The 16102-nt window shown below is 71.3% G+C and carries 14 protein-coding genes; 11 read left to right on the plus strand and 3 right to left on the minus strand.

The genetic code is table 11. The annotated features are described in order from the left end of the window. The 4 genes from HCX50_RS12685 to HCX50_RS12700 form a co-directional block, all read left to right on the plus strand. Window positions 1–1362 (plus strand): HNH endonuclease signature motif containing protein (locus tag HCX50_RS12685; protein ID WP_205829098.1); only part of this gene is annotated, 1362 nt, incomplete at its 5' end. A gap of 123 nt (window positions 1363–1485) precedes the next feature. Next, the gene (locus HCX50_RS12690; protein ID WP_167634639.1) at window positions 1486–2634 is read left to right on the plus strand and encodes an ROK family transcriptional regulator; all 1149 of its coding nucleotides are present in this window, start codon (window positions 1486–1488) and stop codon (window positions 2632–2634) included. A 53-nt stretch (window positions 2635–2687) separates the two neighbouring features. Next, the gene (locus HCX50_RS12695) at window positions 2688–3617 is read left to right on the plus strand and encodes a polysaccharide deacetylase family protein (protein WP_091030225.1); all 930 of its coding nucleotides are present in this window, start codon (window positions 2688–2690) and stop codon (window positions 3615–3617) included. Further along, window positions 3614–4939, plus strand: coding sequence for an MFS transporter (locus HCX50_RS12700; protein WP_167634640.1), 1326 nt, complete (start codon window positions 3614–3616; stop codon window positions 4937–4939). Before HCX50_RS12695 ends, HCX50_RS12700 begins: the two co-directional genes overlap by 4 nt. Window positions 4940–5028: 89 nt before the next feature. Here HCX50_RS12700 and galE read toward each other — a convergent pair whose 3' ends face one another. Genes galE through galT form a run of 3 tightly spaced genes read right to left on the minus strand, consistent with a single transcriptional unit; the run spans window position 5029 to window position 8463 of the window. Beyond that, a complete protein-coding gene (gene galE / locus HCX50_RS12705) occupies window positions 5029–6009 on the minus strand; it encodes a UDP-glucose 4-epimerase GalE (protein WP_167634641.1) in 981 nt (326 codons plus the stop codon). A 49-nt stretch (window positions 6010–6058) separates the two neighbouring features. Further along, a complete protein-coding gene (galK, locus tag HCX50_RS12710; protein ID WP_167634642.1) occupies window positions 6059–7252 on the minus strand; it encodes a galactokinase in 1194 nt (397 codons plus the stop codon). After that, entirely contained in the window at window positions 7249–8463 is a 1215-nt protein-coding gene (gene galT, locus HCX50_RS12715) for a galactose-1-phosphate uridylyltransferase (RefSeq protein ID WP_167634643.1), read from the minus strand. The genes galK and galT overlap by 4 nt, the downstream gene beginning before the upstream one ends. A gap of 148 nt (window positions 8464–8611) precedes the next feature. On the opposite strand from galT, the gene HCX50_RS12720 reads away from it, so the two are divergent. The 7 genes from HCX50_RS12720 (at window position 8612) to HCX50_RS12750 (ending at window position 15901) form a co-directional block, all read left to right on the plus strand. Next, window positions 8612–9562, plus strand: a complete 951-nt coding sequence (locus HCX50_RS12720) for a LacI family DNA-binding transcriptional regulator (protein WP_167634719.1) — start codon at window positions 8612–8614, stop codon at window positions 9560–9562. A gap of 123 nt (window positions 9563–9685) precedes the next feature. Continuing rightward, a complete protein-coding gene (locus HCX50_RS12725) occupies window positions 9686–10849 on the plus strand; it encodes a Gfo/Idh/MocA family protein (RefSeq protein ID WP_167634644.1) in 1164 nt (387 codons plus the stop codon). A 7-nt stretch (window positions 10850–10856) separates the two neighbouring features. After that, the gene (locus HCX50_RS12730) at window positions 10857–12029 is read left to right on the plus strand and encodes a dihydrodipicolinate synthase family protein (RefSeq protein WP_167634645.1); all 1173 of its coding nucleotides are present in this window, start codon (window positions 10857–10859) and stop codon (window positions 12027–12029) included. Then, window positions 12026–12892 (plus strand): sugar phosphate isomerase/epimerase family protein, encoded by an 867-nt coding sequence (locus HCX50_RS12735; RefSeq protein ID WP_167634646.1) that lies wholly within the window; start codon window positions 12026–12028, stop codon window positions 12890–12892. Before HCX50_RS12730 ends, HCX50_RS12735 begins: the two co-directional genes overlap by 4 nt. A 39-nt stretch (window positions 12893–12931) precedes the next feature. Next, window positions 12932–13696 carry a sugar phosphate isomerase/epimerase family protein gene (locus HCX50_RS12740; protein WP_167634647.1) on the plus strand — a complete coding sequence of 255 codons (765 nt, stop codon included), beginning with the start codon at window positions 12932–12934 and terminating at the stop codon, window positions 13694–13696. A gap of 28 nt (window positions 13697–13724) precedes the next feature. Next, window positions 13725–14795 (plus strand): LacI family DNA-binding transcriptional regulator, encoded by a 1071-nt coding sequence (locus tag HCX50_RS12745; protein WP_091030197.1) that lies wholly within the window; start codon window positions 13725–13727, stop codon window positions 14793–14795. Next, on the plus strand, window positions 14792–15901 hold the full coding sequence (locus HCX50_RS12750) for a glycerate kinase (protein WP_167634648.1): 1110 nt from the start codon (window positions 14792–14794) through the stop codon (window positions 15899–15901). The genes HCX50_RS12745 and HCX50_RS12750 overlap by 4 nt, the downstream gene beginning before the upstream one ends. Window positions 15902–16102: the final 201 nt, after the last annotated feature.

A 16102-nucleotide genomic window follows, 5' to 3' on the forward strand; every position in this document is an offset into this window, starting at 1 on the left:
GGGCGGGTGGTGAGGGCCGCGAAGGCGGTGCGGCGGGAGGTGGGGTTGTCGTCGGGGGCGTGGTTGCCGGCGCGGTGGCCGGCGTTGCGGGAGGCGTTGGTGGACGGGACGATCGGGGTAGCGGGGCTGTTGGCGGCGATCGGGCCGATCGAGCAGGCCGGGTCCCGGATCGGGACGGCGGACCGGTTGCGGGCGGATGCGGAGCTCGCCGCGTACGCGCGCGGATTCGCGGATGCGGATGCGGAACCGGACGCTGGTGGGGAGGTTGGACCGGCGGCGACGGCGGAGGATCTGCGGTTGTTGGCGCAGGTGATCGTGCAGTATCTCGACCCCGACGGCGCGGAACCCGCGGACGACATCGCGATGCGAGTACGGGGGCTGACGCTCGGGCGCGCGAAAGACGGGGTCATCCCGATCCGGGGCAGGCTGCTGCCCGAGGTCGCGGGACAGTTGCAGCGCCTGTTCGACGCGTACCTGAACCCCAAAGTCGACGGACCACCCGTCCCCGGAGTCGTGTTCCGTCCGACGGGGGAGACGAACTCGGAAACGAACTCGACAACGAACTCGGAGACGAACTCGGAAACCCTCGATGACGCGGGTATGGACGACGACGCGCTCCCGTCCGGTGACCCGGGGCGGATGGTCGACACGCGCTCCCGGTCGCAGAAGCAGCACGACACCCTCGCCGCGATCCTCGGCATCGCCGCCCGCCACGACGACACCCCACGCCTGGGCGGCAGTGCACCCACCCTGATCGTGTCCATCACCGCAGACGACTACACGTCCGGTCGCGGCTGGGCGCACGTCGACGGCATCGACACCCCCGTCTCCACCCGTGTCGCCGCGCACACCGCGTGCGCGGGCGGGGTGCAACGGGTGCTGTTCGACCCGCACGGGCGGATCATCGGCATCAGCACCACCGACCGGATCTTCACCGTCCATCAACGCCGCGCGATCACCCTCCGCGACCGTGAGTGCCTCATCCCCGGTTGTCATGTCCCCGCGACCTGGTGCGAGATCCACCACGTCACCGAGCACGCCCGCGGCGGCCCCACCCATACCGACAACGGTGTCGCTCTCTGCTGGCACCACCACCGCACCCTCGACACCAGCGGATGGGAGATCCGGATGCGCCACGGCACACCCCACGTCCGCGGACCCGCCTGGTGGGACCCCGCCAGACGCTGGCGCACACCACAACCCGCGACACCACGACCCGCGACACCACGACCCGCGACACCACGGACGACGACAGCGAGACCGACGACGCCGCGAACAACGACGCCACGGACGACGACGCCACGAACAACGACGTCGCGACCTGCACCCGCGGCCTGCCGCTCGACAGTGCTCAGAGCATGAGTGGCCTCGACCGTCTCGGCGTGAACTGTCGACCTGTGCGACACGATGTGGCATGCTTGCGGGCATTGCGCCGGGCCCCGTTTCTGGGGCCGTACGTGAATCGAGAGGCAGACGCCGGAACACATGTCCAGACCACTCGCGGGACCGCAGGGCCTGCTACGCACGCTCAACGGTCGCGCGATCCTGGAGTCCCTCGCGCGCAGCGGCCCGCAGACCCGCACGGAGCTGATGTCAGCGACGGGTCTCTCCCGCACGGCCGTCACCCAGGTGCTGCGGATGCTGGAAGCGGCGGGAGCCGTCGCCGCCGCGGGGGTCGACCGCGAGACGCGGGGGCCTGCCGCCGGTCGTGTGACCCTGCATCCGCGGCTCGGGTTCGCCGCCGCCGTGCACATCGACCACCATGCCGCGCACGTGGTGCTCGTCGACGCCCGCGGAGTCGTGCACGCAGAGGAGCACGCCGTGTTACCGCTGCAGGAGGACCGCGTCGAGCACATCGTCGCCCTCGTCGACCGATGCCGTCTCTCGGTGAAGGCGGCCAAGGGGGCGATCCACCTCGCGGTCGTCGGCATTCCCGGGATCGTCACCGCCGACGGCGGCATCCGCGACGATCTCGGTCCGGACGGCGGTGCCTTCCGCGCCGCGCTGACCGCGTCGCTCGGCTGCCCCGTGCGCATCGAGAACGACGTCAATCTCGCCGCCCTCGCCGAGCTCACGGCGGGCGCGGGCGGCGACCTCGCCAGTTTCGCTCTGCTGCTCCTCGACGACGGGATCGGAGCCGGCATCGTGATCGACGGCGCGCTTCATCGCGGGTTCTCCGGAGTCGCCGGTGAGGTCATGTATCTGCCGCAGACGCCGCTCCCGATCGGGGCACCCATCGTGAGTGACGTCGTCGTCGGAGACCTCGCGCTCGGGGTGGGGCGGGACGCCGATGCCGGGCTGGAGGAGCACCTCGAGGCGGCCGGTCGCGGCGACGAGGCCGCGAGCCGCGTCGTCGCCGAGATCGGCAAGCGCATCGTGCTCGTCGCCGGCAGCGTCGGTCTCGTGCTCGACCCCGAGGCGTTCATCCTCAGCGGCAAAGCCGCCCATCCCGTGCTGGTCGAGGCGATCCAGCGCGTCGCCGACGAGTACGCGCCCCAGCTCCCGCTGCGGTTCCTGGTCTCTTCGTTCGGCCCGGAGGCCCCGCTGGTCGGCGCCGTCGACGAGGCGGCTTCCGCCCTCCGGAGCATGCTGTTCACCCGCATCCTGACCCCGGCAGCGAAGTCCGGCCGCTGAGCACCGCCCCGATCGCCGCCCCGATCGCCCATTCCTACCCGACAGGATCCCCGATGACCGCTCCCTCCGACCTCGCCGACCGCCTCGGTCTCGCTCCCGGCGCGCGGGCGATCATCCTCAACGCCGACGACTTCGGCATGTGCCATGCGGCGAACACCGCGATCGTCGATCTGCTCACTGCCGGGCGCATCGACTCGACGACCGTGATGGTGCCGTGCTCGTGGTCGCCCGAAGCCCTGGCCTTCGCGGCGTCCCGCACCGATCTCGACGTGGGCGTGCACCTGGTGCTCACCAGCGAATGGCGACGCTACCGTTGGCGCCCGCTGACCGGCACGGGGACGAGCCTCGTCGATGCCGACGGGTTCTTCCCCGTCGATGTCGCGTCCGTCGAGCGGACCGCGACCGACGACGACGTCGCCGCCGAGCTCGCCGCCCAGCTGCAGGCCGCGCTCGACGCCGGTGTCGATGTGACGCACCTCGACAACCACATGGGCTCGGTCTACGGCCTCGTCACCGGCCATGACTTCCTGCGCCCGGTGTTCGATCTCGCCGCCCGCAACGGCCTCCCGTTCCGACTGCCGCGTCGCATGGACGGGGTGGAGGAGGATGCCGCGCTGCAGGCCAAGCTCGACGACGCGGCGGCCGCCGCCGATGCGATGGGCGTCGTGATCATCGATCGCCTGTGGTCGCACCCCTTCGAGCTCCTCCGCGAGGGCGAGCCCGACGAGGAGACCTACGAGCAGGTGCGTGACGGCTTCATCGCGTTGCTGCGCGCCGTTCCCGCCGGCGTCACCGAGATCTACCTGCATCCGATGATCGACGACGACGAGCTCCGGGCCGCGGTCGACTTCAGCGCGGCGAAGCGCGGTTACGAGCTGCGTCTGCTCACCGACCCCGCCGTGCTGCAGGCCATCGAAGACGAGGCGCTCGTGCGCATCGGCTGGCGCGACCTGCGCGACCTGCAGCGGGCCGGCGACCGATGACCGTTCTGGGCGAACGCCTGCGCGATCGACGGCTGGATGCGGCGCCGACCAGGGCGCAGACGATCGCGTTCGGAGCATCCGGGTTCCCGACCCAGCTCATGGCGCAGACCTTCTCGGCCTTCATCGTCTACTTCTACGTCTCGCACCTCGCCGTGCCGGCCGGATGGGTGGCTGCGGCGATGATCGCCCACGGCATCCTGAACGCGGTGCTGAATCCGGTCGTCGGCACGATCTCCGACCGGATGCGCACCCCTTGGGGTCGGCGCATCCCCTGGATCGGTCTGGGCATCGTGCCGCTCGTGGTCGCCTTCGCGCTGGTGTGGATGCCGCCCGAGCTCCCGGCCGCCGGTCTCATCGTGTGGTTCCTCGTGGTCGTCGCCGTGTACGACATCGCGTTCGTCGTCGTGGTGCTGAACATCTCGGCGCTGTTCCCCGAGATCTTCCGCACGACCGAGGAGCGGGCGCGCGGCAACGTGCCGCGGCAGATCTTCGCGATCCTCGGCATGGTACTGGGCACGGCCGGCGCGCCCGCCCTGTACAGCGCGCTCGGGTGGCCGGGGATGGCCCTGGTGTTGGGCGCCGTGTGCCTCGTGCTGCTCGTGTGGTCGTTCTTCGGCGGGATGATCGAGCGCCGGGTTCCGGAAGCGGCAGCGGAAGCGATGCGGTGGGGTGACCAACTGAAGTACACCTTCCGCAATCGGGCCTTCGTTCCCTACGTGCTCGGGTCGCTGTTCGTGCAGACCTCGATCGCGGTGATCCTCGCCGCGATCCCCTTCTACGTGCGGTACTCCCTGCGCGCGCCGGAGGGGGAGGGCAGTCTGCTTCTCGGCGCGATCTTCGTCACCGCGATCCCGTCGATCGTGCTCTGGAGCGCGGTCGTCCGCCGCACCTCGCCGCGCACGGCGGTGCTGTGGAGTGTGACGGTGTTCGGAGTCGCCGTGCTCGGCTACCTGGCGCCGTCGAACGTGCTCGGGGCGGTGCTGGTCGGCGTCGCGGTCGGCGTGGGCGTCGGCGGCTTGCTGCAGCTGCTCGAGGTCATGCTGGCGCAGATCATCGATGAGGATGCCGCGCGCACCGGGCACCGCCGCGAGGGCGCCTACTTCGGGGTCAACGGCTTCGTGGTGCGCGGATCGGTGGTGCTGCAGGCCGTCGTGGCCGCGGTGGTGCTGACGGCATCCGGCTTCGATGCCACGCTCGGCGACGCGCAGCCCGAGAGCGTCGACGGCGGCATCCGTCTGATGCTCGCCGTGATCCCGCTCGTGTTCACCGCCCTCGCGTGGCTGTGCTTCTGGCTCTACCCCATCCGCACCCGCGACATCTGAGGCCATCTCTCATACTCAGCACGGAGGAGGCGCGACGCCCCCCGTGCGACAGAGTCGCGACCCGGAGCCCGTCCCCACAAGTCGAAGACTCAGGCCGACGCCGCCTGCCGCGCCTCCCACCCCGTGCGCACCATCTCGTCGACCGTGTACCGCATGGTCCAGTCGAGGTCGCGGGCGGCGAGCTCGCCGGTCGCGACGATGCGGTCGGGGTCGCCGGGGCGGCGGGGACCGATCTCGGGTGCGAAGTCGATGCCGGTCACGCGGGCGACGGCATCCATGATCTGCTTCACGCTGAGTCCGTCGCCGGAGCCGAGGTTGTACGCCGCCTCGATGGTGCTTCCGTCGGCGAGGCGCTGGGCGGCGGCGACGTGCGCGGCGGCGATGTCGCCCACGTGCACGTAGTCGCGCACGTTCGTGCCGTCTGCGGTGTCGTAGTCGTCACCGAAGATCTTCGGGGTCTTGCCCGCGAGCAGCGCCTCGAACACGATCGGGAAGAGGTTGTGCGGGCTCACGTCATAGACCGTCGGATCGGCGGAGCCCACCACGTTGAAGTACCGCAGCGAGGTGTGCCGCAGCGGGCGCGCGGAATCGGCCGTCGCGATCGCCTGGTCGCGCAGCAGCCACTCGCCGATGAGCTTCGACTCGCCGTAGGGGCTGGCCGGCTTCTTGGCGGTGTCCTCGACGACGAGGGCGACGTCGGGGGTGCCGAACACGGCGGCCGAAGACGAGAAGACGATGTTCGAGACGCCCGCGGCTTCCATCGCCTCGAGGATGATCCGGGTGCCCTCGACGTTCTGCGCGTAGGTGTGCAGCGGGCGCTGCACCGAGACGCCGGCGTACTTGTATCCCGCCACGTGGATGACGCCCTGGGCGTCGTGGTCGCGCAGCGTCTTCTCGACGAGCGCGCGGTCGAGGATGCTGCCCTGCACGAACGGCACGCCCTCCGGCACGAACGACGCGACGCCGCTGGAGAGGTCGTCGAGCACGACCGGGGTGAGCCCGGCTTCTGCGAGGGCCCGCACGACGTGGGCTCCGATGTAGCCGGCGCCGCCGGTGACGATCCAGGACATTGCGTTCCTCTCCTGCCGCGGAGTGATCGCGGCTCGATCGATCATTCTCTCAGGCGTCGCGGAGCGGACCTGCGGATGGGGTGACCGTGAACAGGTGCGGTGCGCCGAATCCCGAGGCGGCGAACGCGGCGGTCACGGCATCCGACACGGTGCCGACGGCATCCTGCTCGATCAGCGCGATCGCGGCTCCCCCGAAACCCCCACCGGTCATGCGGGCGCCGAGAGCGCCGGCGGCCAGTGCGGTGTCGACGGCGGTGTCGAGCTCGACGGTCGAGATCTCGAAGTCGTCACGCATCGACACGTGCGATGCCACGAGGAGGTCGCCGATGGCCCTGGCGCCCTGCTCCTGCAGCACCTGGACGGTGTCGAGCACGCGCTGGTTCTCGGTGACGATGTGACGCACGCGGCGGAAGGTCACGTCGTCCATCAACTCCTGAGCGCGCGGGAGTTCGGCGATCGACATGTCGCGCAGGGCAGGCACGCCCATGAGCGATGCCCCGAGCTCGCACGACGCCCGGCGTTCGCGGTAGCCGCCGGTGGAGTGGGCGTGCTTGACGCGGGTGTCGATCACGAGGATCGCGAGTCCGGCTTCGGCGATGCCGAGCGGCACCGGCCGGGCCTCGAGCGAGCGGCAGTCGAGGAAGATCGCGGTGTCGGGCTGTCCGAGCATCGACGCCATCTGGTCCATGATCCCGGTGGGAGCTCCGACGGCCTCGTTCTCGGCACGGCGTCCGACGCGGGCCAGAGCCGTGGCGTCGAGGCCGGTGCCCCAGAGCTCGTTCAGGGCGGATGCCGTCGCCCCCTCGATCGCGGCGGACGAGGAGAGCCCGGCCCCCACCGGCACGTCGGAGGCGATCGCGATGTCGAGGCCGCGGAACGGGCCGTCTTCGGCGGTCGCGTGCCGCAGCGCCCAGGCCACGCCCAGCGGGTACGCGGCCCACTCCGGGACGGCGGGGTGTGCGCCCGGCGCGGTCGGGAAGAGTCCGTCGAGCTCGTCGAGACCGACCTCGACCGGTTCATCCGCGAAGGTCGAGCCGACCAGGACCCGGCCGCGGTCGTCGTCGCGCAGCCCGACCGCGGCGACCGTGCGCTGGGGGATGGCGAACGGCAGCACGAAGCCGTCGTTGTAGTCGGTGTGCTCGCCGATCAGGTTGACGCGTCCGGGTGCCGACCAGAGGCCGTCGGGCTCGCGACCGGTGAGCTCGGCGAACAGTGCGCGGGCGTCGTCGTGGGCGGCGGTCATGCGGATGCTCCGTCGGAGGTCGAGGTCGCGGTCAGGTTTTGCGAGGAGCGTTCGATCGCCTCGCGGAGTCGTGCGGCACCCACCTCCGGCGGAACCTCGGCGGCCCATGCCCCCATCGCGGCCTCAGACCCGGCGAGGAACTTCAGCTTGTCGGCGGCCCGGCGCGGGCTCGTCAGCTGCAGGTGCAGGCGCACGGTGTCGCGACCGACGTGCACGGGGGCCTGGTGCCAGGCGGCGATGTACGGGGTCGGAGTCTCGTAGAGGGCATCGACGCCGCGCAGCAGGCGCAGGTAGAGCGGGGCGAGCTCGTCGCGCTCGGCCTCGGTCGTCTCGGCGAAGTCGGGCACGTGGCGGTGCGGCATCAGGTGCACCTCGAGGGGCCAGCGGGCGGCGAACGGCACGAAGGCCGTCCAGTGCTCGCCGCGGAACACCACGCGCTCGGAGGCCTGCTCGGACTCGAGGATGTGCTGGAACAGGTCGGGCGCGGTGCGGTCGATCGACTCGAGCAGCCGGGTGGTGCGCGGCGTCACGTAGGGGTAGGCGTAGATCTGGCCGTGCGGGTGCGGCAGGGTGACCCCGATCGCCTCGCCGCGGTTCTCGAACGGGAAGATCTGCTGGATGCCGGGCAGCTTCGAGATCGCGGCCGTGCGGTCGGCCCAGGCCTCGATGACCGTGCGAGCACGGGTCACGGACTGCGTGCCGAACGAGCCGGAGTGGTCGGGGCTGAAGCAGACCACCTCGCAGCGGCCGACCGACGTGCGGGTGCGACCGAGGCCCAGGGCGGCGAGGTCGTCGAGGCCGCGCGGCGCGTTCGATGCCTGCGGCGCGGTGCCGACGGCCTCGGCGAGGGCGGGGCCGAACGCGGGGGAGCGGTTCTCGAACACCGCGACGTCGTAGCGGGACGGCACCTCGGAGGGGTTGCCCGGGGTCTGCGGTGCGAGCGGGTCGGCGTCGGCGCTGGGCATCATGACGCGGTTCTGCCGGTTGGCGGCGACCGTGATCCAGTCGCCCGTGAGCACGTCGAGGCGCATGGTGGCGGTGTCAGGACGCGGGTCGAGCGTGCGGGCATCGACCGCGCGTTCGGTTCCGAGCGCGGTGCCCGGATCGTCGTAGTAGATGAGGTCGCGGCCGTCGGCGAGGGTGGTGGCGCGTTTGACGACGCCGGCGCCGAGGGTCTCGGTGCGCAACTCAGGAAGATCGTGCGTGTTCACGTAAACATGGTAGCCATAGACCCGTGATAACGTCAACATTGCGGAGTTGTGCACGGGTGTCGAACGGAGAATGTGCGTGGGAAGCGAACACGACCTGGTCGGGAAAACGGGCTCCGGACGGCCTCGGTCGGCGTCCGGTCGCGTGTCGATGGCCATGGTCGCCGCCCGCGCCGGGGTCTCGGGTCAGACCGTCTCCCGTGTCGTCAACGGCAGCCCTCGCGTCGACCCCGGCACCCGCACCCGCGTCGAGGGAGCGATGGCCGAGCTCGGGTACCGTCCGCACCGTGCGGCCCGCGCCCTTCGGACCGGTCGCTCGCAGACCATCGGCCTCGTCGTCACCACGCTCGCCACGGTCGGCAACTCGCGGATGCTGCAGGCCACGGCCGAAGCGGCGGCGGAACGCGGATACGCCCTGACGCTCGTGACCGCGACCGACGGCGTCGCCGAGGCGTTCGAGCGGCTCGCCGAGCAGGAGGTCGACGGCGCGATCGTGCTCAACGAGGCATCGGCACTCGTCCCGGCGACGCAGCCCCCCGCGGGTTTGCGCCTGGTCGTGGTCGACGCGCCGACCGACGCGGGATTCACCTCCGTGCACAGCGATCACGCGGGCGGTGCGGCCGTCGCCACGGCGCGGCTCCTCGACCTCGGGCACGACGCCGTGCACCACCTCGCCGGCCCCGAAGATTCCTTTGCGGCCGTCGAGCGCGAGCGGGGATGGCGCGAGACCCTGACCGCCGCCGGCATCCGTCCGTCCGCCGTGGTCCGCGGCGACTGGAGTGCCGACTCGGGATATTCGGCAGCGGGAGCGCTGGCGACAGCATCCGCGGTCTTCTGCGCCAACGACCAGATGGCGCTCGGGCTGATGCGCGCCCTGGCCGAGTCCGGCCGCCGCGTGCCCGAGGATGTCGCGGTCATCGGCTTCGACGACGTGCCCGATGCGGCGAACTACCGCCCACCGCTCACCACGATCCGGCAGGACTTCGCCGCCCTCGCCCACCGCGCGGTCTCGGCGCTGGTGGATGCGATCGAGGGTGCCCCGCAGGGCGAGACCGCTGCGGTCGTCCCGACCGAGCTCGTCGAGCGCGACAGCACCGCCTGACCTTCGGCGCGAAAGCGCTTCGGTTGCGTTCGGCTCTCGTCTCATGGCATGATCTCGGAAAGCGCTTTCCACTCACGGTCGAGAGGAAGCACCGACAGCTTCCCGCGAAAGAAACGGAACACCATGGCCCAGGCGAACACCCGCGAGATCGGCATCATCATGAACGGCGTCTCCGGACGCATGGGATACCGGCAGCACCTGGTGCGCTCGATCCTCGCGATCCGCGAAGAGGGCGGCATCGAGCTGCCCGACGGTTCCCGCATCACGGTGAAGCCGATTCTCGTCGGTCGCAGCGAGGCCAAGCTCGCCGAGCTCGCCGCGAAGCACGGCATCGAAGACTGGACGACCGACCTCGACGCCGCCCTCGCCGACCCGCAGTGGGAGATCTACGCCGACTTCCTGGTCACCAAGGCCCGCGCCACCGCGATCCGCAAGGCCATCGCGGCGGGCAAGGCGATCTACACCGAGAAGCCGACCGCCGAGTCGCTGGAGGAGGCGCTCGAGCTCGCCCGCCTCGCGAAGGACGCTGGTGTCAAGACCGGCGTCGTGCACGACAAGCTCTACCTTCCGGGCCTGCAGAAGCTCAAGCGCCTGATCGACTCCGGTTTCTTCGGTCGCATCCTCTCGGTGCGCGGCGAGTTCGGCTACTGGGTGTTCGAGGGCGACTGGCAGCCGGCGCAGCGCCCGAGCTGGAACTACCGCACCGAAGACGGCGGCGGCATCATCACCGACATGTTCCCGCACTGGAACTACGTGCTCGAGAACCTCTTCGGCGAAGTCAAGAGCGTCTACGCGCAGGCGGCCGTGCACATCGCCGACCGCTGGGACGAGAAGGGTGAGCACTACACGGCCACAGCCGAAGACGCGGCCTACGGCATCTTCGAGATCGAGGGCGGCGTGATCGCCGAGATCAACTCCTCGTGGACCGTGCGGGTGAACCGCGACGAGCTCGTCGAGTTCCAGGTCGACGGTACGCACGGCTCGGCCGTCGTCGGGCTGTTCGGCGCGAAGATCCAGCCCCGCAACGCCACCCCCAAGCCGGTCTGGAACCCCGACCTGGAAGACACCCGCGACTACGACGCCGACTGGCAGAAGGTGCCCACCAACGACGTGTTCCTCAACGGTTTCCGTCAGCAGTGGGAGGAGTACCTGGTCTCCTACGTCGAGGGGACCGACTACCCGTTCGACCTGCTCGCCGGTGCCCGCGGCGTGCAGTTCGCCGAGGCCGGTCTGACCTCGAGTGCCGAGGGTCGCAAGATCGCCCTCTCGCCGCTGACGCTGGGCTGAGACGCGCATGAGCACCCTCCGTCTTCTCCGTACGACCGGTGAGACCGCCGACGCCTCCCTCAACGACTCGGGCGCCTACACCCGTCCGACCGTCCCGCTGCAGAGCCGCGTCGCCTATGCCGCCGCGCACGTGGTGCCGAAGGTCCACGCCGACAACACCCCGGGACAGCCGGCCGACATCGACTGGGATGCCACGCTCGCGTTCCGGCGCAACGTGTACTCGTGGGGGCTCGGCGTCGCCGACGCCATGGACACCGCGCAGCGGAACATGGGGCTGGATGCCGCGGCCACCCGCGAGTTGATCGCCCGCAGCGCCGAGGTCGCCCGGGAGGAGGGCGGCTCGGTCGTCGTCGGCGTCAACACCGACCACGTCGCCGAGACGCACATCTCACTCGAACAGGTCATCGCCGCCTACCTCGAGCAGCTGCACTTCACCGAGGAGCAGGGGGCCGGCCCCGTGCTCATGGCCTCGCGCCACCTCGCCCGCGTCGCGACGGATGCCGACGACTACCGCCGCGTCTACCGCGAGGTGCTGTCGCGCGCGACCGCTCCCGTGGTGCTGCACTGGCTCGGCACGGCCTTCGACCCCGAGCTGGCCGGATACTTCGGAGCCGATGACTGGCAGACGGCATCCGCGGTGCTGCTCGATGTGATCGAGGAGAACCCCGGCAAGGTCGCCGGCGTCAAGATGAGCCTGTTGAACGCCGAGTCCGAGATCTCGGTGCGGGAGCGACTGCCCGAGGGCGTGCGCATGTTCACCGGCGACGACTTCAACTACGTGAGCCTGATCGGCGGCGACACCGTCGGCGACGGCGCGGGGCATTCGGACGCACTGCTCGGGGCGTTCGCGGCGATCACCCCGGTGGCGTCGGCGGCGATCCAGGCGCTGGATGCCGGCGACCCGGAGGCGTACCTGCGCATCCTCGGCCCGACCGAGGAGCTCAGCCGACAGGTCTTCGCCGCGCCGACCTTCTACTACAAGACCGGTGTCGCCTTCCTCGCCTGGCTGAACGGGCACCAACCGGCGTTCCAGATGGTGGGAGGCCTGCACTCCGCGCGCAGCCTGCCGCATCTGAGCCGCATCGTCGAGCTCGCCAACGCCTCGCTCGCGCTCGAGCAGCCCGACCTCGCCCGCGAACGCTGGCACGGGATGCTGCGCCTGAACGGGGCGGACGCGTGAGCGCCGTGGATCCGCGCCTGTCGATCAACCAGGCCACCGTCAAATACGCCGACCTGGCCACGGCCCTGCGGGTCACCGCCGACGCCGGCATCCAGGCGATCGGACTGTGGCGCGAGCCCGTCAACGAGGTCGGCCTCGACGTCGCGGCACGGATGCTGTCCGACTCGGGGCTGCGCTTCACGACCCACTGCCGCGGCGGCTTCTTCACGCTGCCCGCCGGGGCCGAGCGGGAGGCCGCCCTCGACGACAACCGTCGGGCCATCGAGGAGACCGCGACCCTGGCCGCCGCCGGTGCCGAGGGCTCGACCGCGGTGCTCGTGCTCGTCGCGGGTGGCCTGCCCGAGGGGTCGCGCGACCTGATCGGGGCGCGCGAGCGCGTCCGCGATGCGATCGGCGTTCTCGCACCCGAGGCGAAGGCCGCGGGCGTTACGCTCGCGATCGAGCCGCTGCATCCGATGTTCGCCTCCGATCGTGCCGTCGTCTCGACGCTCGGTCAGGCGCTCGACATCGCCGCCGACTTCGAGCCCGCCGTGGTGGGGGCCGCGGTCGACACCTTCCACATCTGGTGGGATCCGCAGGTGCTCGAGCAGATCGCCCGTGCGGGTCGCGAAGGCCGCATCGCCACCTACCAGGTGTGCGACTGGAAGACGCCCCTTCCCGCCGACGTGCTGCTCTCGCGGCACTACACGGGCGACGGGGTGATCGACTTCGGTTCGCTCACCCGAGCTGTCATCGCGACCGGGTACGACCGCGACATCGAGGTTGAGATCTTCAACGCCGACATCTGGGCGGACGCGCCGGAGAACGTCGTGCGCCGCACGGCCGAGACCTTCGCCGCGGCCGTCTCCCCGCACCTCGGATGACGCGCGCCGGTCGCCGCTCGGGACTGAGAGGATGACGCCATGACCCGCACCCGCCCCGGACTGTGCTCGGTGACGTTCCGCGAGCTCGCGCCCGAGCGGATCGTCGAGCTCGCAGCGGATGCCGGGCTCGAGGCGATCGAGTGGGGCGGCGACGTGCACGTGCCGTCGGGAGACATCGTCCGAGCCGGGGAGGTCGCCCGCCTCACTGCCGACGCGGGCCTCGCGGTCGCGTCGTATGGGTCGTACTTCCGTGCCGGAGCGGACGAGCCCCTGACGCCGGTGCTCGACAGCGCCGAGGCGCTCGGCGCCGACCGGGTGCGCATCTGGGCGGGCAGGATCGGCTCGGATGCCGCGACCGCCGGCGACTGGAGCGCGGTGGTCGACCGGGTGCAGGCCGCGACAGCGGAGGCGGCAGACCGCGGCATCACGCTCGCCCTCGAGTTCCACTCCCGCACGCTCGCCGACACGGCGCCGACCACACTGCGGCTGCTCGACGAGGTCGGAAGCCCCGCGCTGTCGACATACTGGCAGCCGACGGTCGGAGCCTCGGTCGACACCGTGCTGGAGGAGTACCTCGCGCTCGCCGCGCACACGAGCGCGGCGCATGTCTTCTCCTGGTGGCCGCAGGACGAGCGGCTGCCGCTGCGGGCGCGGGATGCGCTGTGGACGCGGTTCTTCGCGGCGGCGACGTCGGCCGCAGCGCCCCCACGGGATGCACTTCTCGAGTTCATACCCGGCGACGATCCGGCCCTGCTCGCACGCGAGGCCGCAGCACTGCGCGACTATCTCGAGAGGCCCGAGTGACGAAGAGTCGGGAAGTAGGCTCGGAGACATGACCAACCCCGCATCGCCCGCGGAGCGGCCGGCGTCGGAGCGCGCCTCACGTCATCCCCGCGGCCCCGCGCCCACGCTGCACGATGTGGCGCGGGAAGCCGGTGTCTCCCTGGCGACGGCCTCGCGCGCGCTCAACGGCTCGGAGCGCAAGGTGGCCGAGTCGTTCCGCGAACGCGTCGAAGCCGCGGCCGCGAAGCTCGGCTACACGGCCAACGTCTCCGCCCAGGCGATCGCCCGGGGAACGTCCCCCGTCATCGCCCTGCTCGTCGCCGACATCGCCGACCCCTACTTCGGTCTGATCGCGTCCGGCGTCGCGCGTGGTGCCGATGAGCACGGGCTGGTCGTGACGATCGCGATCACCGAACGCGACCAGGCGCGGGAGGCGCGGATCGTGCGTGCCCTGCGCGGTCAGCGGCCGCGCGGGCTGATCCTCGCGGCTTCTCGCACGCAGGAGCCGATGGAGGTCGACACCGCGCACGAGCTCGCCGAGTTCGCCCGCCTGGGCGGCACGGTCGTCGCCTTCGGGCCGGACGGCGATGCCGACCGCCGCATCGAGATCGACAACCGTTCCGGTGCCGAGACGCTGGCGCGGCGAATGGCTGAGCTCGGTTACCGCTCGGCGATCATCCTGGGCGCCGCCGAGGGTGTGCGTACCTCCGACGATCGCCTGGCCGGCTTCCGCGCCGGGTTCGAGGCCTCCGGAGGCGTGGTGGAGAGCGTGCGGCGGGGCGACTTCCGACGTGAATCGGGGAGTGCGGGCATGGCAGCCGCGCTCGCCGACGGGGTGCCGGCGGGAACCCTCGTCTTCGCGATCAGCGACGTCGTCGCGATCGGCGCGATGTCGGCCATCCGCGATGCCGGTCGTGAGATCGGTGCGGACATCGCGGTCTGCGGCTTCGACGACGTGCCGGCCGCGAGCGATGTGTCACCGGCCCTGACGACCGTCCGCGTGCCGCTGACCGAGGTGGGCTACCAGGCGTTCCGTGCGACGGTCGACGCCGACTGGGAACAGTCGCCGCTCCCTGTCGAGGTCGTCGTGCGGGCGAGCACTCCCGCGATCACCCGATGACCCGCGTGGTGCTGGCGCCCGACAGCTTCAAGGGCACGATCACGGCGGCCGATGCCGCGGCCGCGCTCGCCGAGGGCTGGGCTGCGGTGGATCCCGCCGCCGAGTTCGTGCATCGGCCGATGGCAGACGGCGGGGAGGGCACGGTCGCCGCGTTCGAGGCCGCGGTCCCCGGCGCGGTCCGGATGCCGGTGGTCGTCGACGGCCCTTCCGGAACGCGCGTCGACACTTCGTGGCTGCTGCTGCCGCCGAGCGAGGATGCGCCCGCGGGAACCGCGGTGGTCGACCTCGGCTCGACCTCCGGAATCGAGCTCCTCGACGAGCTGCGGCCTTGGGATGCCGACACGAGGGGCCTCGGCCAGGCCATGGCCGCAGCCCTCGACCACGGCGTCTCGTGTCTCGTGGTCGGCATCGGGTCGAGCGCCTCGACCGACGGCGGCACCGGGATGCTCACCGCGCTGGGTGCGCGGTTCCTCGACGCGTCCGGCGCGCCCGTGGCCCGCGGTGCCCGAGGGCTCGCCGAGATCGCCGCGGTCGACCTGACGGGGTTGCGAGCGGCGCCCGAGGTGCGCGTGCTGACCGACGTCACCAACCCGCTCACCGGCCCCCGGGGTGCGGCCGCAGTCTTCGGGCCGCAGAAGGGTCTGCGCTCGGCGGAGGACATCGCGCTCGTCGACGACGGTCTGCGCCGCCTCGCCGACCTGCTGGGCATCGACCCGGCGGGGGAGGGCAATGGCGCGGCGGGCGGCACCGGTGCCGCGCTCGTCGTGTGGGGCGGCGTGCTCGCTCCCGGCGCCGCCGAGGTGGCCGAGCTCATCGGCCTCGCCGACGCGATCGCCGACGCCGACATCGTCATCACCGGTGAGGGCTCCTACGACGGACAGTCCGGCGACGGCAAGGTGCCCTCGTTCCTCGCCGGCCTCGCCGCTGCGGCGGGCACCCGCGCGTTACTCGCCGCCGGACGCATCACCGCGGATGCCGACACCGCGCTGTTCACGGCATCCGTGTCTCTCACCGATCTCGCCGGATCCTCCGACGCAGCTCTCGCCGACCCCGCGCGCTGGCTGCGGGAGGCCGGCGCCGTGCTGGCCCGCGCCGCCGCGTCCTGACTCCGGCCCTGCAGGCGGGCCTGAGGCCTCGGATGCGGCCGTGACACGGCGTTGTCTCCGTCGGAAATTGTTCATCCGACGTAAGGTTCGCCCTCTGCTACGATCAGCGCAGAATACCGGTTGTTCGATCGAATGGACTGAGCCGGCTTCGCTCGATCTAGGGGAGATTGTCCGTGAGTCCTGTCCGTTCGCGCCGTCGCG

It is taken from the genome of Microbacterium sp. B19(2022), assembly GCF_012030385.1.
GTDB lineage: Bacteria > Actinomycetota > Actinomycetes > Actinomycetales > Microbacteriaceae > Microbacterium > Microbacterium oxydans_B.

What these genes read in the sequence shown, in the direction of transcription:
- HCX50_RS12690 (WP_167634639.1), top strand. Translation starts at nt 1,486, where the DNA reads ATGTCCAGACCACTCGCGGGACCGCAGGGCCTGCTACGCACGCTCAAC.
- HCX50_RS12695 (WP_091030225.1), top strand. Translation starts at nt 2,688, where the DNA reads ATGACCGCTCCCTCCGACCTCGCCGACCGCCTCGGTCTCGCTCCCGGC.
- HCX50_RS12700 (WP_167634640.1), top strand. Translation starts at nt 3,614, where the DNA reads ATGACCGTTCTGGGCGAACGCCTGCGCGATCGACGGCTGGATGCGGCG.
- galE (WP_167634641.1), bottom strand. Translation starts at nt 6,009, where the DNA reads ATGTCCTGGATCGTCACCGGCGGCGCCGGCTACATCGGAGCCCACGTC.
- galK (WP_167634642.1), bottom strand. Translation starts at nt 7,252, where the DNA reads ATGACCGCCGCCCACGACGACGCCCGCGCACTGTTCGCCGAGCTCACC.
- HCX50_RS12720 (WP_167634719.1), top strand. Translation starts at nt 8,612, where the DNA reads ATGGCCATGGTCGCCGCCCGCGCCGGGGTCTCGGGTCAGACCGTCTCC.
- HCX50_RS12725 (WP_167634644.1), top strand. Translation starts at nt 9,686, where the DNA reads ATGGCCCAGGCGAACACCCGCGAGATCGGCATCATCATGAACGGCGTC.
- HCX50_RS12730 (WP_167634645.1), top strand. Translation starts at nt 10,857, where the DNA reads ATGAGCACCCTCCGTCTTCTCCGTACGACCGGTGAGACCGCCGACGCC.
- HCX50_RS12740 (WP_167634647.1), top strand. Translation starts at nt 12,932, where the DNA reads ATGACCCGCACCCGCCCCGGACTGTGCTCGGTGACGTTCCGCGAGCTC.
- HCX50_RS12745 (WP_091030197.1), top strand. Translation starts at nt 13,725, where the DNA reads ATGACCAACCCCGCATCGCCCGCGGAGCGGCCGGCGTCGGAGCGCGCC.
- HCX50_RS12750 (WP_167634648.1), top strand. Translation starts at nt 14,792, where the DNA reads ATGACCCGCGTGGTGCTGGCGCCCGACAGCTTCAAGGGCACGATCACG.